At 41.9% G+C, this 19,168-nt stretch carries 20 protein-coding genes and 1 other RNA gene; 7 read left to right on the top strand and 14 right to left on the bottom strand.

Features of this window, described 5'->3' with window-relative positions:
* Positions 1 to 33: 33 nt before the first annotated feature.
* Entirely contained in the window at positions 34 to 717 is a 684-nt protein-coding gene (locus FXO21_RS18635) for a response regulator transcription factor (RefSeq protein ID WP_192579245.1), read from the bottom strand.
* 133 nt (positions 718 to 850) lie between these two features.
* The gene (locus FXO21_RS18630) at positions 851 to 1,501 is read right to left on the bottom strand and encodes a LuxR C-terminal-related transcriptional regulator (RefSeq protein ID WP_149641495.1); all 651 of its coding nucleotides are present in this window, start codon (positions 1,499 to 1,501) and stop codon (positions 851 to 853) included.
* A 207-nt stretch (positions 1,502 to 1,708) separates the two neighbouring features.
* On the opposite strand from FXO21_RS18630, the gene FXO21_RS18625 reads away from it, so the two are divergent.
* From FXO21_RS18625 to FXO21_RS18615, 3 genes are all read left to right on the top strand, one after another.
* Positions 1,709 to 2,353: a LuxR C-terminal-related transcriptional regulator gene (locus FXO21_RS18625; RefSeq protein WP_149641494.1), complete on the top strand. Its 645-nt coding sequence runs from the start codon at positions 1,709 to 1,711 to the stop codon at positions 2,351 to 2,353.
* A 72-nt stretch (positions 2,354 to 2,425) separates the two neighbouring features.
* Positions 2,426 to 4,381, top strand: coding sequence for a sensor histidine kinase (locus FXO21_RS18620; RefSeq protein ID WP_192579244.1), 1,956 nt, complete (start codon positions 2,426 to 2,428; stop codon positions 4,379 to 4,381).
* A gap of 405 nt (positions 4,382 to 4,786) precedes the next feature.
* Positions 4,787 to 5,206 carry a response regulator transcription factor gene (locus FXO21_RS18615; RefSeq protein WP_149641492.1) on the top strand — a complete coding sequence of 140 codons (420 nt, stop codon included), beginning with the start codon at positions 4,787 to 4,789 and terminating at the stop codon, positions 5,204 to 5,206.
* 167 nt (positions 5,207 to 5,373) lie between these two features.
* On the opposite strand, the gene FXO21_RS18610 is transcribed toward FXO21_RS18615, so the two are convergent.
* The 10 genes from FXO21_RS18610 to FXO21_RS18570 form a co-directional block, all read right to left on the bottom strand.
* On the bottom strand, positions 5,374 to 5,631 hold the full coding sequence (locus FXO21_RS18610; protein WP_149641491.1) for a hypothetical protein: 258 nt from the start codon (positions 5,629 to 5,631) through the stop codon (positions 5,374 to 5,376).
* A gap of 12 nt (positions 5,632 to 5,643) precedes the next feature.
* The gene (locus tag FXO21_RS18605; protein ID WP_149641490.1) at positions 5,644 to 6,399 is read right to left on the bottom strand and encodes a hypothetical protein; all 756 of its coding nucleotides are present in this window, start codon (positions 6,397 to 6,399) and stop codon (positions 5,644 to 5,646) included.
* A 581-nt stretch (positions 6,400 to 6,980) separates the two neighbouring features.
* The gene (locus tag FXO21_RS18600; RefSeq protein ID WP_149641489.1) at positions 6,981 to 7,436 is read right to left on the bottom strand and encodes a DMP19 family protein; all 456 of its coding nucleotides are present in this window, start codon (positions 7,434 to 7,436) and stop codon (positions 6,981 to 6,983) included.
* 5 nt (positions 7,437 to 7,441) lie between these two features.
* Positions 7,442 to 7,684, bottom strand: a complete 243-nt coding sequence (locus FXO21_RS18595) for a hypothetical protein (RefSeq protein WP_225865752.1) — start codon at positions 7,682 to 7,684, stop codon at positions 7,442 to 7,444.
* A 12-nt stretch (positions 7,685 to 7,696) separates the two neighbouring features.
* Entirely contained in the window at positions 7,697 to 8,008 is a 312-nt protein-coding gene (locus FXO21_RS28990; protein ID WP_225865751.1) for a hypothetical protein, read from the bottom strand.
* Between the two features lie 407 nt (positions 8,009 to 8,415).
* Positions 8,416 to 9,630, bottom strand: a complete 1,215-nt coding sequence (locus FXO21_RS18590) for a site-specific integrase (protein WP_149641488.1) — start codon at positions 9,628 to 9,630, stop codon at positions 8,416 to 8,418.
* A gap of 198 nt (positions 9,631 to 9,828) precedes the next feature.
* Positions 9,829 to 10,812, bottom strand: coding sequence for an ISAon1 family transposase (locus FXO21_RS18585; RefSeq protein ID WP_225865555.1), 984 nt, complete (start codon positions 10,810 to 10,812; stop codon positions 9,829 to 9,831).
* The gene (locus tag FXO21_RS18580) at positions 10,796 to 11,155 is read right to left on the bottom strand and encodes an ISAon1 family transposase N-terminal region protein (protein WP_149638820.1); all 360 of its coding nucleotides are present in this window, start codon (positions 11,153 to 11,155) and stop codon (positions 10,796 to 10,798) included. Before FXO21_RS18580 ends, FXO21_RS18585 begins: the two co-directional genes overlap by 17 nt.
* 161 nt (positions 11,156 to 11,316) lie before the next feature.
* Positions 11,317 to 11,688: a transfer-messenger RNA gene (ssrA, locus tag FXO21_RS18575) on the bottom strand.
* A gap of 251 nt (positions 11,689 to 11,939) precedes the next feature.
* Positions 11,940 to 14,252, bottom strand: a complete 2,313-nt coding sequence (locus FXO21_RS18570; protein WP_149641487.1) for a TonB-dependent receptor — start codon at positions 14,250 to 14,252, stop codon at positions 11,940 to 11,942.
* A 173-nt stretch (positions 14,253 to 14,425) separates the two neighbouring features.
* Here FXO21_RS18570 and FXO21_RS18565 point away from each other — a divergent pair, with 173 nt between their 5' ends.
* The 4 genes from FXO21_RS18565 to FXO21_RS18550 all read left to right on the top strand — a co-directional run bounded on the left by FXO21_RS18565 (position 14,426) and on the right by FXO21_RS18550 (position 18,378).
* Positions 14,426 to 14,800: a BlaI/MecI/CopY family transcriptional regulator gene (locus FXO21_RS18565; protein ID WP_149641486.1), complete on the top strand. Its 375-nt coding sequence runs from the start codon at positions 14,426 to 14,428 to the stop codon at positions 14,798 to 14,800.
* Positions 14,801 to 14,835: 35 nt separating this feature from the next.
* Positions 14,836 to 16,284, top strand: coding sequence for a TlpA family protein disulfide reductase (locus FXO21_RS18560; protein WP_149641485.1), 1,449 nt, complete (start codon positions 14,836 to 14,838; stop codon positions 16,282 to 16,284).
* A 51-nt stretch (positions 16,285 to 16,335) separates the two neighbouring features.
* Positions 16,336 to 17,868, top strand: a complete 1,533-nt coding sequence (locus FXO21_RS18555; protein WP_149641484.1) for a M56 family metallopeptidase — start codon at positions 16,336 to 16,338, stop codon at positions 17,866 to 17,868.
* A gap of 72 nt (positions 17,869 to 17,940) precedes the next feature.
* Positions 17,941 to 18,378 (top strand): PepSY-like domain-containing protein, encoded by a 438-nt coding sequence (locus FXO21_RS18550; protein WP_225865750.1) that lies wholly within the window; start codon positions 17,941 to 17,943, stop codon positions 18,376 to 18,378.
* 80 nt (positions 18,379 to 18,458) lie between these two features.
* Here the strand turns inward: FXO21_RS18550 and FXO21_RS18545 are convergent, their stop codons facing one another.
* Together FXO21_RS18545 and FXO21_RS18540 are read right to left on the bottom strand one after the other, a co-directional pair.
* Positions 18,459 to 18,794, bottom strand: a complete 336-nt coding sequence (locus FXO21_RS18545; RefSeq protein WP_149641483.1) for a HigA family addiction module antitoxin — start codon at positions 18,792 to 18,794, stop codon at positions 18,459 to 18,461.
* A gap of 12 nt (positions 18,795 to 18,806) precedes the next feature.
* A complete protein-coding gene (locus FXO21_RS18540) occupies positions 18,807 to 19,085 on the bottom strand; it encodes a type II toxin-antitoxin system RelE/ParE family toxin (RefSeq protein ID WP_149641482.1) in 279 nt (92 codons plus the stop codon).
* Positions 19,086 to 19,168 lie beyond the last annotated feature (83 nt).

Raw genomic sequence — 19,168 nt, 5'->3', positions numbered from 1 at the left:
ATAGTGTGTGACAAAAGTGAGGAACAGGCTGTATTAGCGGATTTGGGAAGGGTTATTAAATATTCTTAACAGCTCGACGACATTTACAATGTTCAGTTTTCGCAGGATGTCCCTTTTAATTGCGGTAACTGTACGTCTGGATTTATGAAGTAGTATGGCAATAGTTGAAGTTTTTTCCCCCTGAATAAGGTAAGAGGCCACCTCCTGCTCCCGGCGATTGAGTCCGCTATTTGCGAAGACTTCCAGTCTTAGGGGCTTTAGACCTTCATGTCCTTGTAAACTCAGCTGATGTAGAGCAGCCGATAGAAAAAGCTTGCCCTGCAGAACAGCCCTGATGCATTCCAAAATCTCCTCTTCTCCACATTGCTTCAAGAGATGTCCCCTTACCCCCTCTTGAAAGTAAGTTGATGACATACCGAGAATGTATTTTTCGCAACAGACGATCAACGGCACAAACGGAAACGCTTTTCTACATTCCTTAATACAGGAAACGTATTCAAACAGCCGATTATCATTAACCCCCAGGATGATGAGATCGGCATGAAACGTGTGAGATAGTTGCCCAAATTCTGAGACTCGAATTGCAGTCGTCAGTCTTACCCCCGGGAAATGGACACCTAGTAAAACACTCATCCCTCTCAAGGCAATTGGGAAATTGTCGATAAGTCCAATTGTCATCTTGTTAGATTCATAAATGTGTATATTCTTTTTTGACAAGGGTCCAGGTTTTGTGTGCAGCATAATAAATTGTGCAACTACAAGCCTCTATTATCATTAAAAGTATCCGAATCGTTTGGCCAGACATCCACAGTTGCTGTTACAACTTCCAAAGCATTAAATTCACTATTCATTAATTCTCAAATACCTTTAAAGAATATTTTCTGAGCGAGTCATTTAATTCTTCAATTTTTACAATATTGAGTTTTTTAAATATTCTTGATCTTGCTCTACGTACAGTCGCGACAGAAATATCCATTTTTCTAGAAATGGATGACAGCGTGTAACCACTAGCAAGTAAGTTTGCAATGTCATAGTCTCTCGATGATAACCAATTACCCCCTCCTCTTGAAATAAATGAAGTTGGATTATAGCTCGGTAAGATCATGTGCAATGCGTCCGGACATATATAAAATCGCCCCTCACTAACATTCGAGACAGATTTAACAAGCTCGTCAATGTCTGAGTGCTTCGAAAGGTAACCCTTTGCTCCAGCTTTGAAAGCCCGAATTATCCTCAAATGATTTGGGCTATCATCAAAGAGTATTACGTTAGCTGTTTTGCTTTTTTTTAATATTTTCTTAATTGTATTGCACGCTGAATTAAACAACTCTTTTGTGTTTCCGATGATAAACAAGTCAGGAGTTCTATCGATATTGATCCCTGCGAATTGTGATATATTATCCGATTCAATCATAAGGAAATCATTAAAATTATCTGCCACGAATTGTCGCAGCCCAACCCTTACAATTGGATATATATCAACAATGGCAATTAATTTCATTGATAATTATAAACTGTATATGATATTTCGATTTCACCTTGCCCAAAGGATGGATTTTGTTGATGCAAAAATCTACCTTAAACTTCATACGGGAAATAATCAGCAGTGAGCATTTTTCCCTATACAAACCGATGGGCTGTCTACTATATTTATAGTAGACAGCCAGCCGTTAATTTCCTGTACCTTTGCTAAAATTTGTTTCATTTTATGTATACCAAAGGCAACAAATCAGCAGGCCGTATAATGCTGGTTGATGATCATACTCTGTTTTTAGAGGGCTTTAGCGGGATATTGATTCAGATGCTTCCGCCCGGTACGACGGTTGATATTTTCTCAACCATCGATACCGCAAAAGCGGCTTTCAAAAAAGCCAGCTACGGTATCTTAATCACAGACTTGAATATGCCAGGACAAAATGTGATGAACTTTATCGCATTTTGCCGCCGAAACTATAAGGACCTGATCATCATGATTGTCAGTAGTTCTACGGATACAAATGCAATCAGGAACTGTTTGGCAGCAGGTGCCAATGCATATCTGAGCAAGTCTGTCAATTCGGCTGAAATCAAGCAGGCCCTTGCATATACCATGAGCGGAAAGAAATTTGTAAGCGCAGATCTTTCAGGTAAACTGGCAGATCATATTTTCTCAGGTCAAAATAAAGGACTGACAAATAAGGAGCAGGAGGTACTTATCCTCATCGGAACTGGTAAAAGGACAAAGGAAATCGCCGACATGCTTTTTATTAGCCCCGTCACAGTTATGACGCACAAAAGAAGTATCATGCAGAAGCTAGACCTTCACTCAACGGTAGAGCTTGTGAGATACGTGATTAACAACAATTTGATTTAGATGCGAAGTCCTTTAATGCGGAAACGGAGTCCTATTCCTCAAGGTTTTCTTGCAACCTACATAGACGGGACAATGCAGCTCGTCGATACTCCTTATCTTATCCATTATGCGGGGATGTTGACAAGATTTTCTTCTCTTGTTATACTCTTGGTCATTACTGGAAGATGTTTTGGACAGAACTCATGGCCCAAAGATGAGCAATGGGAAGTGATAAAAAACTTGCACGATTCAAGGAGGATTGAAGACACCGTGTATTTAGAACGCGCACAAGCCCTTACCGAGCTATCCTTTAAGAATCCTGGTCTAAAAGACAAGCTTTCCAAATATAAGAATATAGCTTGGAGCAATCAGAAATTCCAAAAATTCAGGGTCCGATACTACGCATTTCTCGCCAACCACACTGCAAGCCTACATCAGGACGGGTATACGATATACTACCTTCAAAAAATGGAGGAAGAGTTAAAAATGATAAAGCCATATATTAATTCACTAAACCAACCTAGACAGCTGCTTGCGATTTACGGCGATGGAGATTACAACAACTATGACAAACGTATAGAAATCCTCAATAACGTTATCCCTTTTTTGAAAACATTGCCGGATTCGGTTGCGAAAGGGTCATTTAATATTAATACCTGCATCAATGCCTTCATCATTTTAAAACACGCAATTGGCCTGTATGCGTTTGACAAAAATATCGGCAAAGTGCTCGAGTCCCGGGATATCGCGCGAAATCTTTTATTCAGGTTGAAAAGTCAAACGATTTCAGACAAAGGGAAATTTACCCAATGTCAACTATCATTTTACCTGATAGAATCTGACGCTGCAAAATTTCTAGGTAAAGACCAATTACGGGCAGATTATCTGAATTCAGCCTACGTCACCATCGTTTCCAACGAAAAAGTAATTGTGCCGTTTTTCAAACATGCCTTCGAGGGAATAGTATTGGGTAGGTTAATTGACTACTACATCAAGCAAAATCAAATAGACAGTGCTCAGTATTTCCTTGCACTCTATCGAGCCGCAGATGCTAAACCTAATCAACTTCAATATCTGGACGGAACAAGGGTTTTAAAATATGCAGCAAAGCTGGAAGAGGCAAAATCCAACTACAAGACTGCGTATGAAAACATTTCAAAAGCATATGCAATCAAAGACTCCGTAACCGACATCAGGATAGCCGACATCAACAATAACATGTATGCTCACCTTGTTGCCGAGCATGCCCGCGAGAAACTTATGGCCGGTCAAGTGAAAATAACACAGCGGAATTTTCTCATATTTGGCATTGCAACCGTGCTGATCGCAACAGTGATTGCATTTTCTCAGCTCTTGAAAATTAACAAAAGAAGAGCGGCGCGCCGGATTGAGAAGCTCAATGAATCAACCCAAATACAGATTGCTGAGCTTGAATCGCATGCGAATGAAATACAGAGAAAATTGGGCATGGAACTTCATGACGATATTGCTGGCAGGTTAGTTTATCTTATCAATTCCATAGATAGCCAAATGTTACATGAACGTGACAATCAGGCGAAGGTTAGACTCTCGAGGCTTTTAGAAATAGCCCAGGATACATATAACTCCACCCGTTCAAAAAGTCATGACTGGTATTTCCAGGGCTACAACAAAGACAAAACGTTGTTCTCAGACCGTGTCAGGCAAATTGTGAGCTTGGCACTTGCTGATTCCGACTATGAAAAAACGATAGAAATTGACGATGAATGCACGAAAGGTGTGCCTGTACAGACCCGCATCCAATTATTAAGGATCATTCAGGAGGCAGTCGCCAATATACTCAAACACGCTAAAGCGGATAGGGTGAAACTTTTTATCTACCAGGATGAAGGCGTAGTTGTATTACAGGTGGCTGACAATGGCCGCGGCTTTAACACCGCTAATATCGACATCGGAAAAGGATTAGGAATCGCTTCCCTACAAGCGCGTGTAACGGAAATCAATGGAACAATGGAAATTTCATCTTCCGACAAAGGCACTGAGCTTTTATTTAACGTCCCGCTGTTGTAGGTCTGCAGTTGATCAGACAGGGTGTATGATGTTTGCAATCGGTAGTATTTCCAGATTTTCATCAAATCGAATACCTTAACAACAAAACAGTTCCCGGGTAATACCTGGGAACTGGATAATTATGGTTCTATAATCATTCAAAATTAGAAACAGCCCTCCCGGATACCAGGAGGGCTGAAAAGTAAACCTTCCTCTATCAGCGAACTGATGATGAGCAACAGTATGCTCGGAAAATATTGCCGAGCGTAATACTTTAACGGATTGTATGTAATATTTGGTTGATGCTAGTAGGTTGAAAAATGGTTGAGAAGGAAATAAGGATCACACATGTGTTGCAGATTTGCATACAAAATAGTACATTTCTGTTGATAAATAGACCTAATTCAGACTACCACCGATGAACAAATGACTCACTCTGTACTCATTGCAGACGACCATCAGCTTGTGCGAAAAGGGCCTCAGCTCGTCGTAAAGGAGATACTTGGCTTTAACACCGCTATTGAGTTTGCCAAAAACGGAAGTGAGACCATAGAGAAGATCAAAACTTTGAATTTCAGTATGCTGCTAACCGATTTAAACATGCCTGAAACCGATGAGCTGGGAATTATAACCCAAGTACTCAAGCTCGACCCTAAATTAAGGATTATCGTTATTACAGTGAGGCCAGACCGTTTTTTCGCCAAAAGATTTTTCAGGGAAGGAGTAATGGCTTATATCAATAAGATGGAATCCGACAGGGTGCTGAACGTGGAGAATACGGTGCCATTGACCACCTCGTTCCGGGGTAGATTGACCACCAGTTACGATTTACGTCATCCCGCGTAACTTGCTGATGAAAAGAGAAATAGGGTGGTCAATCTAGGCCGAAATGGCCTGGTCAGTCCAAATTGAAATCAGGTGGTCAGTTTCGCCGTAATTTCCAGGTTATACAGAACTACAAGACTAAAAAAGCTTTTAATAAATAGCAAAGCCACCTAATCGGTGGCTTTGCTTTATGCAAATTCTTGTGGAATGTTTTTAAACTGTTCTTCTTTATCCCACCTTTCAGGCTTTTCCTTTGGCTCAAACCAATTTGCGCCTTCACTTATCCATTTTTCCCTGTATCGTTTTGTTGATTCTATTGTGTAATCTTCATTGCCAAACTCTACACCACAACAAGGGCAAATTTCATAAGTAGGACAATTACCGTCTTCACCCCAAGGTAAGTCGTCAATATATAGTCCGCAAACTCTGCAATTATGGTCACTCATTTCTATATTAATTTATTGCCCTAACCAATATTTCATACCGTCCGTAGGTCTAAACATAGTTCTTGGAACACCTGATGCATCGATAACACCAAATGTATTTGTTCCCGGATGATATTTTAAAATATCGCCATTGGCTCTTGTTTTCATTAAAGTTCCTGCTGGTGAATTGTGCATAAAATTCTTAGCGCCTTCTACATACTGTTTGGCATTTAAAAACTCCGGAAATTCTGCTCCGTGTTTCTTCCAATGTCCAAAAGCATTTTTTACAGAACTCAATTTACTTGTTGATGTCCAAAGACTTGTTCCCCCCTTAGCGGCTTTCCCACCTGGCAATGCATCCAAAATAATCGATGCCATTCCTAAGACAACCTGCGTATTGTCCTTTTTGACAGCCCCCTCACTTATATTGGATATCCCACCTAAAACTGGAACATATTCCACTTTGTCCATCAACTCCTCTACACCTTTTACATAGGAATCCGAAGCATTGGTGAACCTCTCTTGTCTGGAAGCATACTCTCTGGCTTCCTCTTCTGATTCCGGTTGGGCAAAAATCCCCAAATAATCAAGGATCTGTTGAACCCAGCTTTTCTCACTACTTTTTACCTCTCTGATCACTTCATGTTGCTCGGCAATCTCCTCATAGGAGGTAGAACCGCCATAGCAGCACTCTCCCTTCCATCCGGGTCGATAAACCTGATAGGATTGTTGCTGCCATACCGACAAAGAACTCGAACAGATTTTTAATTTTATTCCGTAAACAGCCAAAGCTCCGAAAAAATTTTCGGGGCTTTGGCTCTATTTGACTTACTTGTCTAATACTTCTTTTATTCTATAATCATTATACTAGACCAAGTTCTCTGAACATTGGCTCAATCGAAAAACCCTCCGTAATTTCTATTTTTTTAGAATAAATATAATTTTTTCAATATTTTTCTCATTAACAGCGAAGTCAAACTCTTCCAGTAGTCCGCTCATATACAACCGCTCATTTACAGTCATTCCCTTATATCGGTTATCCATTATCAATTGTTATTCAAGATTTTTGTACGTTAAACTCAATTAACTTAACATTCTTGGGGTTTATGATAAGCTCAGGCAATCCCCCAATGTTCCCATCTAATGGTAATTCTAAACGAGATTTTATTATGTTATTAATATTCACTTTCCCTTTTATCATAAAATCAGCAGTATTAATTGCACCGCTTGCTCCTCCAGAGGGTAATCCTGCAAGGTTTCTAAAGTTCTTTACAGATGTTGGATCAACAGTTGTCCAAGAAAAACCTTGTGCTCTTGCATCCCCACCAAAAACACGATAAACAGTTTGAGTTTCCCCCTTACTTGCTTCTCTAATAGCTTCCTAATAATGATTCGATATCCTCATCGTCATCAGTATAATAACTATTATCCAAATTATCCAAAGGCTCAAATAAATCATCTTTAGAAAATAGTTGTGGAATCTGTTTTTCTAATAACTTCTTTCTAAAAGTATCATCTTTATAATTTTTAGAATTTACAATTTTCAAAGCCTCTTGTAATAAATCAGCTTTTTTCAAAGCACCTATTGTTTCGAGTGCGTTAATAGTTTCTTTTGCAAACTGTCCATAACCATTCACAAAATATTGATGAAACCCTCCATTAAAAATCTGATTATGAAACACAACAATTAAATAACAAATTTGCAGTTGAATAGGAAGTCCAATTACATATTTATACCATTTTGTATTTGGTTCATTAACCCATTCTTCTTTAATGCCTTTAACTGCTTCGGCATATTTTTCTTCTATTAATTCTGTATAATTCATAATTATTATTTTATGAAAGCTCCCGGATACATTGTTTTATTCATTTGAATTAATTGTTGCAAGGAGCTATTAGGAACCTTTGGATAAACGCGTCTTAATTCAAAAATATCTCGTGCTAACACTTGACGTGCATTTGAAAAACTTGATGTGCCTCTTGATAAAACACCTGCACCTTGAGTGTGTCCTAGTTTGGGTACTAAAATTGATGGAGCTGCACTCGGATTATAACCTGGAATAAACTTACTCATCAATGCTTTTTGTCACACGTGATGAGCATCCAATCCTGCTTCAACCTCTCTAAGAGTATTATATGAACCTACTTCAAATACTCTACTTCCCGTCTTAGCGGCATTTACAGCCAGGCCAGCACCCCGCAAAACTTTGACTAATGCAATTTCGCTCCCAGCCAATCGTAACCCTAGCGATACACCTTCAACGCCCGCTTGCTCATGTGGAAGCAACTTAGAATCTGCATTCGACAATTTTGCTTCTTCAACGTCTGGGAGCTGCACACCATCATTGGCCATTTGTGGAGTTACAGGTCTGACCCTTCCAGTTGCATCGGCTTGCATTGGCTTTTGCGGACATTTGGGAGGACAGTCATTGCTTTTTTCTTCGGCTCTTTTTAAAAACGCCTCTCTTATAGCCTCATGTCGCTCTGCAATCTCCTCGTCGGAGGTAAACCCGCCATAAGCAGCACTCTCCCTTCCATCCGGGTCGATAAACCTGACAGCGTTGCTCGATAACCTTATTAAAGCTGCTAAGCTTTAAGCTATTCAATAATAAAGCCCGGACTTGCCGGGCTTCTACTTTTATAGTTTCAGATTTCCTTTTTCCCATTCACTCACTGTTGTCTTTGCAGTAAATGAGTGTATTCCTGTTCCTCCTGCTATTTGCTTTAATACCCGTAGGCCTTCACTAGCTTAGCTGCGCTTTTGCCGAGTTTGATTGTCAAATATTAGTCTGTATAATCAGAATTCTAAGAATATAGATTTTCTATTTTCTTCATATCCTCCCCTATTTTCTTGTCGACGATTTTAGCGTAAAGTTGAGTTGTCCTGATGTTTCGATGTCCTAGCATCTTGGAAACGCTCTCGATAGGAACACCATTTGTCAGTGTCACGGTGGTTGCAAATGTATGCCTAGCTAGGTGAAAAGTGATGTTTTTGTTTATCTCACACACGTCCGCGATCTCTTTTAAATAAGAGTTCATTTTTTGATTTGAAAGTACCGGTAAAAGCTGACCCTTCACAGAACATTGCGGATGATTTTCGTACTTCTGCAATATTTTGCGAGCTGCTGGTAATATTGGCACCCGCGATGCAGTGTCTGTTTTCTGTCTCTTTATAGTTACCCAAAGCTCGGTTCCATGCCCTTCAATAACCTCCGAACGTTGCAGCTTGAAGACGTCAACATATGATAAGCCAGTGAAGCAACAAAACACAAAAATGTCTCTTACCTGATCCAATCTCGCATTATCAAAAGCTTTCTTCATAATTTTATCGAGTTCGCTTTCTGACAATGCAGACCGATCCACCTCACGTTTGGCGAATTTGAATCCATAGAATGGATCTTTGCTTAGCCAGCCTTTTTTTACACAGCTTAACACAATCTTCTTAAAGTTCGCAAGGTATTTCATTGCAGCATTGTGCCCACATCTCCGTTGCGTTTTTAGCCAAAACTCGTACTGTGCAATGAAGTCGTAATCCAAGCTTTGAATACTTAAATCATTCAAATTGTATTTCCATTTTATAAAACTTCGAGTATGTTCCAGTGAGGTTTTATATCTAACCAAAGTCACCTTTGAATATTCCGAACCTACCAAACAAGCCATATCTCTATTATGCTTCTCGAAAATTTCCAGGATCATTTTCTTTTGTTCATTATCATTAACTAACTTATTTTTAAACAATTCTGCGGTTATAGTAATTTCCGACGCAATAAGTTTTCGATGAAGCTCATAAACCTTCGATTGGAGCACATCCAAATATGAATTTATGCTCCTTACTTCTTCCTTATTGCCCGACACCCTTCCCGCAGACGAATTCCACTTCGTAGGTTCGCATTCTCGCTTTGTAGCGATTTCCATACGTTTTCCATCTACTGTAACTCGCATATAGATTGGGAGTTTTCCTTTTAAGTAATTGCTGCGTTTTTTCAAATAGAAAAGCAGCGCGAAGCTTTTTGTTAGCATAACTTAACAATTTAAGATTGATAAAAATAAAGTTGCAGCTACTTAAAATCAAGATGTATATTCGGTGAATACCTTATTAATCAATATGCTAAACTAACTCTGGTGAGCACTTTTCAGTGTTATATTTTGCTCACCGAAACGCTCACCATATAATTGAGAATAATTGGCTCAAGACCAAAACTTGTGGAGCAACTTGGATTAAGCATATAATTGAGTAAGGCGATACAGGAAGAACTCAACGTTTCTTACCCCTCTGAACTGTGCTCTGAACGCTTTGATTTTCGCGTTGAAGGATTCGGCAGATGCGTTAGTGCTGCGGTTATCAAAGTAATTAACGATTGTCTTATAGTGGTTTTCAATCGAGCGGGCTACGGTATTGAATGACTTGAAGCCAGATTGCCGGACCTTTTCATGCCATTTGGCTAATCTGGTCAACCCATATATTTTTTCCGTTGTAGTCGTGAAGATGTTACTGAGCCCTATCGTTAGCTCGTACGCTTTTTTCAAATCGGGGAAGCGTTCAAAAAGAAGCAGGGCGCGTTCTTTTTGGCTGTCTGTCCAGGTATTGGGCTTTTTGTATAGCGCGTACCTGCTTCGAGCCAGTAGCTGTTTAATGGTGTCGCCATTAGATAATATCTCTGGATGATATTCATTCTGAGACATTTTAGCCTGCTCAATAGCATCGCTTTCCTGATCCAGGACTTCCCAGCGATGTTTGATCCGGATATCTTGGAGGGCATCAACTGCGAGTCTTTGAACATGGAAACGGTCAGTCACTCGCACCGCCCGTGGAAAGCATCGCTTGGCAATCAAGGACATACTGCCCGCCATGTCCAGGGTGATTTCTGACACTTTCTTCCGCAGTGGTTCCGGGATTTTGCGAAGTACTTCAATCACTGCTTCTGCCTTAGTTCCAGCCACTATTGCTACAATGCTGCCACGGCCACCTTTGGCAGATTTATTGGTAAGGATTGTATACAATTCGCCGTGCGAAAGACTGGTTTCGTCGATCGATAGATGAGATCCTAGGTTTTCGGGATACAAGAGCCATTTTTTTGCATGACCTCTTTGCTTCCAATCTTTAAATCCACTCTGAAAATCACGATACTGCCGTAGCAAAGCCCTACCATCAACGCCATAGAAACGACCAATGCTCCAAATATCATTAGCCCTCGTATCCACCAATTTCTTTTAAAAAATCCGCGAATTCAATAGTCATTCGCGTGCCTTCTGCTACTTCTGTCCAGTCTCTATGGACAACTTTGCCAGTCTTGGTATTGAGCCACCTACGACGTTTAATATGAAGGAATACCTTGTGGCCCCGAATTGGGAAATCCTGCAGGGTAATGGTGGGGAAATAACCTTTGGAGAGCAAGTCTGCCTTTATTGGATCAGCTTCTGGATAATTTTTCTCTTCCAAATAGACGTGATAACGTTCCTCTGACTTCTCTACATGGGTCAGTAAGTAATTCTCAATTATAAAATCCGGTAAGATTAACTCGATAAGCGGCAGGAAACTCTCCAAAACAAACTGGTTTGATTAAAAACACAAACCTAGATAAATCCTATCCGCTCCACAAGTTTTTGATTTGATCCGAATAATTGAACGTTTTGGATTAATATCAATAAACAAAAGGCCCGCAAATCGTTGATTTGCAGGCCTTTGATACTTTTTGTAACTGATACTGGTGGAGATGCGGGGAGTCGAACCCCGGTCCAGAACAGGGAAACCCTGCGCCTTCTACATGCTTATCCGTGATTAGGTTTTCGAGCTAGACAAGGTGCACGGCGGACCCGCATCAAAGCCTTAGATACTGGTGTCTCGTTGGATTTCCGTATCACTATTCCAACCAGCGCTGATTTGCGACACCCCGGAGCCCAACCATCAGCACGTAGGTTGGAGGGATGATGGCATTTGTTTAATCCTCCGGATTAAGCAGCCATGGCGTAAGTAGATTCGCCAGTTATTGTTTGAGAACATTATTTACGGGAGGTATTCTCAACTCCCGACATGCTTACACACAGACTTCCAACCCGCTGTCAATTCCAGTCACCCCCATTTTATTTAGCTGTTAGCTGTTAGCTGTTAGCTGTTAGCTGTTAGCTGTTAGCTGTTAGCGATGACAATTGGCTTTTGGTTAAAGTTCAATTGCAATGCTATTTACACATATTAACTGACGAAAGTTCGCGGCAATAGACAATTTTAACTCAAACCGCTGGCTATCAGCACAAATAAAAGGCGAAAAAATATCACTCCCCCAGCGCAGCGGCGCCCGGCTCATTCAGTCATTCACACATTCACTCATTGCTCAAAACTCCCACCGGTAACTCAGCACCGGAATCAATCCCAGCTGGTACTGCGTCACAACCTTGTCCTGACGGATGTCGAAGTACCGATAGGCTTCGTTTTTGGTGCCTGATACGTTTTGCAGGTCGAGCGCCAGTGTGCGGCTGTATTTTGTTTTACTTTTTTTCCAGTAAATTCTTAAATCCGGGCGGAAATAGTCCTTCATTTTAACCGAATAAAGTCCTGAATTGCTATAAATCGTAAATTTCAGGGTCCGGGAATATTCCTCATCGACCGGCCTGTCGCGGAAGCCGCCGATCCAGAGAATTTTAGCATTGATACCCCAGATATTCGCATCCCCTGATTTCAACTCCTTTCCCGCAGTAAGACTGAATGTGTGGCGGCCACCAAAGCGGCTGGCTCCGCGATTGCCGTTCAAATCCAGATAGGTAGCGTCATAAATCGAGCCTGATGCGAGCATATAGAAATCGTTTGTCAAAAACTTCTGAAAACTGGCTTCCAGGCCATAAGTTAACCCCTTACCCTTATTTTGAAAGTGAACCTCGGGCCTTTCCTCGATCAGATTGAGGGCCGAATATTGCGTGCCTAAATCTTCTCCCACAGGCACGTCGAACTGGTTTTGCAGATAAGCTTCCACTTTCAGACTATTGCTCTTATTGAATGTCTGCTGGTACCCCAACACAAGATGATGCGACCTCGTGGGCTTCAAATGCATATTTCGTCGGATCGTGGTCATTCCGTATGTGGCCGCATACACATTGGGAGATTGCAGCTGGCTGTGGAGACCGTAAGAAAGGCTCAGCTGTTGGTTATCAGCTACCTGCCATTTCAATGCCGCCCTCGGTTCAAGCAAAAAGCTTCCTTTTGCATCTTCTTCCCTTAACTTGCTGATCATCGCATGCAAGCCGATTTCAGTAGTCACTGCCGGGGCGATCTGGTAAGACCAGTTGACAAAAGGCTGCACTATCCAGGCATTGATCTTTTCATCAAAGAAATTGGGTGGTGTCCCAAACTGCTGGGAAGTCAGAAATATGCCCGCTTTGAGCCGTTGCTTTGCATTAAAACGGTAATTGAAGGTGGTATTGAATGAAATTTTTGAGGATGAAATCTGATCGTCGCCCAGCACTTCATCGTTCAATAATGTTTTGGGATCTACCAGAAAAGCCTTTCTGGTAGAATGCAGCCCCGACCCCGCGATAACCGTACGGATTGAAGCCCTGTTGCCGATCGGCTGATCGAACGTAAGGCCCGCCGCGCCCATTTTGCCTCTGTAAACAATATGCTGACCGTCTTTGTAAAACTCCCAGGTCGTCGTATCCTTGTCGGGCTTGAGCGTATTGTCGCTGAGTCCGCCCATCCCGAAAACCGTAAACTTCCCTCCTTTCGCCGTGGGAAAATTCAGGTTGAACGAAAGGTCCTGAAAATTAATATCTTCCCCGCCGAAACTAACGCCCATCGCACCGAGCAAACCCGTAAATGAATATCGATAATTAACGAGGTAAGAAGCTTTAGACTTCTTCGAAAACGGTCCTTCCGCTGCAACATCAAAGCCAAGCAAGCTGGCCTGAGCGGTGAATTCTGTCTGCTCGTCATTTCCTTTGCGCAGGTTCATATCCAGCACGCCGCCGTTGACATTCCCATATTGGGCCGGAAAAGGGCCCGCAAGAAAACTGGAAGTTGCCAGGAGCTGGGTACTCAGGATATTCACCCCGCCTCCTGTCGAAGTAGGCCGGTCGCTGAACGTACCGGCATTTGACAAATGATTTGGATTCACAATCTCCACACCTTCGAGCCTCCATTGCATACTATTGGGCGAATTACCCCGGATCACCAGTCCGTTCGCCTGATCATTGGCCGCAGCTACGCCTGGAAAAGACGTTGCTACGCGCGCCGGGTCCATATAAGTCGCAGCGTATCTGAACGTTTGCTCCATCGTGATCGGCTGTACGCTATTGAATGCCACCGGCCGCGCTGCTGATACGGTGGCCTCCTGCAATTGCCTGCCCGCCGGGCTTAGCTTGACCTGTATAATATTTTCTTTCCCGGATTCCAGTAAAATTTCAGGAATGTTGATGGTCTCATATCCTACATAAGTGACCGTAGCCTGGTAACGGCCCACTGCCAGTTTGTCAAAACGAAAAGTGCCGTCGGGGCCGGTAATGGTCCCTGTTTGTCCCTGAACCAGTTGCACGGTCGCCCCTACCAGCGGCGAGCCAGTATCAGCATCGCGGACCGTGCCGCGAATGGTAGAGGTGTATGTCTGAGCGAAACCTGTTGTGAAAACGAAGAAGAGTAATGGTAAAAATCTGAGCATTTCGGAACGAATCAAAAGATAGTATCTGCAAAAGTAGTCCCTGCGCGGTTACTAACTGTCCTGCTTTATACATTAAGCATCCGGCAAAATAAATTTGTAATTTTCTCAATATTTAGTTGTCTATATAAAATATTACTCTACATTTGTAGAGACTAAATACAAATGTAGACCAAATGAGCCTAAGCAAAGCCGAAGAACAAATTATGGAGCAGATCTGGCAGCATGAAAAGGTGTTCCTGAAAGACCTGATCGATGCATTACCGGAACCAAAGCCAGCTTCCACGACTGTAATCACATTGCTAAAAAGAATGCAGGACAAGGGTTTCGTCGGGTACCAGGTGTACGGGAACTCGCGGCAATATTTCGCGCTGGTTGCGAAAACCGACTACTTTTCCTCGCATGTAAATGGTTTGATCCGCAATTTTTTCAATAATTCGGCTGCGCAGTTCGGATCCTTTTTCGCCAGGGATACGAATCTCTCTACCAAAGAGCTCGAAGAATTAAGGAAAATTATTGACAGTGAAATTTCGAGAAAAAAAGACGAATAATAAGTCTGGTTCAACTTCACTAAACCTTCAATGTCATGAAAAATTTACTGTTAATTTTTCTCGTATTCGCATTTTCCTGCTCGCAAAATGACAATAAGGAAGAGAATAAGAAGACAGCCGAACAACCGGCAGCGGTTGCAAAAAAAGATAGTGTTATTACGCTTGAAATACATGCAAAGCCGGGCGATCAGTTCTTCTTCAATTATGTCGACAGGCTCTTTAATTTCAATATCCTGGAAACTCCAGAGAAATTGAAAAAGGATTCACTTTTTATTGAGACTATCATTTCGCACACGCCAGTACTACTGAAAGATATTCACTGGAAAGCTCAAAATTATATCTATCTGATTCCCGGCGAAAAATACCGGATTACCAAGGATTCTATGATTTCGCATTTCGAGCTGACCGGTGATTCGAAACGGACCTACGAACTGAACGCCTGGAAAGAACTGAAAAAACATGCGGCGAAACAGAAAAGGATAAGTGAATTTGATTTCACAGACCAGGCGAGATACCAGAAATTCAGTCGAATGGATTTCAATGCAAGGGATTCCGTTTTGAGAAGTGAATATGAAGACAATATTAGATTTCTTGACAATTACGCTTCCAAAAACAATTTCAGCAACGATCAAAAAAAGATATTAAGCAGAACCCTCTATTATCAATTCAAAGTTGCACATTTTTTCTTCAATAAAAGAAAGCCTGATCAGACAAAGAAATACCTGGACAGCAACAGGGCATTGTACAATGAATTACAGCCTGCCATGAATTGTGACAGCTGCTTTGACGATCCGGAATTCCCTTACCTGACCCAGGTTTTTGCGAAACATTACGTGGCAGATCCGGACAAGGTCGGCACAGAAAATGCCTATTCAGCGTACAGCAAAGCTTTTAGTGGCAAAACCCGCGATTACCTTTTGTACAATCTCATTAAGCTGGGCGGAATGTTTAACGATACAAAGCCCAATCCAAAACTGGCGAGGCAGTTTCAAAATGACGCGCAGGATCCGGCACTTAAAGGATATATTAAAGAAATGTATGATTTTCTTGAAAGTAAGAAATCATCGGCCGGCTATCTGGCCAACGCTGCCGGCGAAAACATTTCCTGGAAAAAATTACTGGAAAACCATCGTAACAAAGTGGTTTACGTCGACTTCTGGGCAAGCTGGTGCGGGCCTTGCCGGGCGGAAGCACCCGCATCCAAAACACTCAGAAAAAAATTCGAAGGAAAGGATGTGGTATTTTTAACCGTATCAATGGATGAAAACAGTGCCGCGTGGAAAAAGGCTTCAAAAAAAGATGGTATTGATAATCCTGAGAACTATATTCTTATCCAGCCTGCAAAATCGGATTTGAAAAAGCAATATCAGATCACCAGCATTCCCCGCTATTTTTTAATTGATAAGTCAGGAAAGGTTGTCAATTCGAATGCTTCCAGACCTTCCGACGAAGCCATTATTACAGAAATAACGAGGCTTTTATAAAAATAAAATGTCGGAAACGAGTATATGTTCCTTATCTAATCGGAAAGAAAAATGATCAGCTATCTTATTAAATCGATTCTTTGCTCGGGCATCCTGATTTTGGTTTACCAATTATTTCTGGAACGTGAAAAAATGCATGCTTTCAACCGGTATTACCTGTTATTATCAATCGCTTTTTCATTGCTAGTCCCGTTGATCTCTATTGAAATTCAGCCGGAGACAGTTATTGAACCGCTGATCACTACGGTGCCTGAAATGTTAGAGCAGACGGAACTAATGGTCGTATCCCGCGAAAAAATTGCAGACACCTCAGATCCAACCAACCCGATCAACTATTTAATGCTGCTTATTTCCCTGATCACCATGATTTTGCTGATCAGATTCGGAAAAAATATCCTGGCAATACTGAAATTAAAAAATAAATGCAGCAGGGTCAGGATACCGGACGCCAGACTGGTGCTGGTGCCTAAGGATGTCGTTACTTACACTTTTCTAAAATACATATTCGTGTCTGAAAAATCTTTTAAAAATCAGCAAGTAAGGGGCGAAATCCTTGCTCACGAGCTGGCTCACGCGCGGCAAATGCATTCGCTGGATATTATTTTTATCGAGCTGGTTCAGGCTTGCATGTGGATAAATCCTTTTCTGTTCTTCTACAAAAAAGCGATCCGACTAAATCATGAATTCCTGGCTGACGAAGCGGTTTTGAAAGAGTATTCTAATGTAAAAAATTATCAATTGCTGTTGCTGGATACTGTGCTTCACAAAGCGCAGGTCAGCCTGACGAGTAGTTTCAATTATTCCGTCACCAAAAAGCGCCTGAAGATGATGACGCGATTCAAAAATCTGAACAGGCAGTATGCCAAACAATTTGCGATTGCATTGCTCGGTTTTGTGCTCACCTTTATTTTTTCGGATAAAATATATGCGCAAATAGAGACTGGCGGTAAGCTTGTAGCCGAAGCCTTGCCGGAAATCCGAATAGCCAGGGCTACCCAGTCACCAGTTAAGCCGAAAGCTACTGAGCCCGTAAAAACGATTGTAAAGTTTTACAAAAGAAATCCGGGACCGGGGATCAGCGCGGCTGAAACTGAGGAGTTTTATGGGACTATCGAGGAATACACCACCTATGTGAAAAACAAAAAAGGCCGGACAGATCCGATAGTTAGGATGCCATCAAAATTGGAAGACAGGATGTATGTGCTTTTTAAAAAAATGAACCTTGAACAGCTCGAAATGGCAGACGATTCGGGTATCATGGTGTTTCAAATGCAGATACCTGTAAAAAAAGCGCCCGACGCTACCATGTTCGAAAACTGGAAAAAGCCTTCTGTTTTTGGCGTTTGGATCGATGGCAAAAAGGTGCCGAATATCGAGCTGGACAAATATAAACCAACGGACATTGCAGAATACTGGATGAGCAAATTGTACGGCGCGGCGCTGAAAGGAAGATCTTACAAATATCAGCTCGATCTTACCACGAATGACCGGTTTGACAAAACTTACGAAAGGCGGGTAAGCGACAGGGTAAATGTAGGCAGGGTTGGCTGGGTTGGTGAACGGCCAAAAAAATTCGGAAAATAGGCAAGACGCGTGGGGGTATCGGGATGGTGAATTGTCAGGAGTAAAAGCAATGTTTAAAATTAATTGACAAGAATGATGAAAGCGCTCTCAATTTACCTGATGATGATCCTTTTGGCTGTTTCGGGCTGTGATAACGAAAAGGTCGTTGATGAAACCAGCCTGCCTCCACTGGCAACAGAATTTATTGAAGCACATTATCCTGACGCAACCATTGCCCGCGTCGTCCGCGACCGGGACGATCTGCTGAAAAGCTATGACGTGATCCTGGATAACCAGGTTGAACTTGAGTTCGATCGTCTGGGCGAATGTTACAGTGTGGATGCACCTGGTAACGAACGGATTCCCGATAGTGTAGTGCCACTGAAAGTACTGGAATATGTTAAGACCAACTATCCTGACGAGGTGATCACAGAGTGGGAAAAGAGCAAAACCACCCAGGAAGTGAAGCTTTCAAATCGCAAAGAGCTGATTTTCAACCTGAGCGGCACTTTTTTAAGGATTGATGATTGATGTTACCGAATAGGATTATGAAAAAAAGCGGAGCTAGCTCCGCTTTTTTTGTTTGAAATCAAAATATCCGAGACCAATTGCTATGTACTACGCGCGGTATCGGACTTCGAGGCAGTCCAAAAATGAGTAATGCTGTAATTTTTTTCCTTCCTCTCTGCCTGCCTCAGATCATAATTTTGCTGCATATTCAGCCAAAGCTGAGGCGTGGTGTTGAATGCTTCTGCCAGGCGCAGGGCCATATCCGGTGTCACCGCGTGGTGGCCATTGATTAATTGCGAAAGCGTTTTGCGGGTAATTCCCAATCCTTTTGCAGCATCCGTTATAGTTAGCTCCAATGGTTCCAGATACAAATTTTTAAGCACTTCACCAGGATGTACCGGGTTTTTCATGGGTCCTTTTACATTATTTTCTGCCATAAAGAATTTGTTTTAATGATAGTCGAGATAATCGATATCTGTAACATCCTTTCCTTCAAACTTAAAAATGATTCGGTAGTTTGCACTGATCTTAACAGCCCAAAAATCTTTCAGCCCACCCGAGAGTTTGTGCAAGCCCGAACCGGGAAAATCCATATCCTCCGGAACATTTGCTGCATCTAACAACGTTAACACCAGCCCGATCCTGCCAACTTGCGAAGCGGGCAATTTAGATTTGTCTCCTTTTTGATAAAAAAGCCGGAGCGGTTTGCTGACAATGCTTTTGATCATGGGCAAATGTAACACGTTACGTAACGCGTGTCAACATTATCGTAAGCCAAAATTGTGTACCGGCATTTTACTTTTATCGTACT

The organism is Dyadobacter sp. UC 10, from assembly GCF_008369915.1.
Classification (GTDB): domain Bacteria; phylum Bacteroidota; class Bacteroidia; order Cytophagales; family Spirosomataceae; genus Dyadobacter.
The sequence above is the reverse complement of the archived record's forward strand: the minus strand, read 5'-3'. Positions and strand labels throughout refer to the sequence as shown.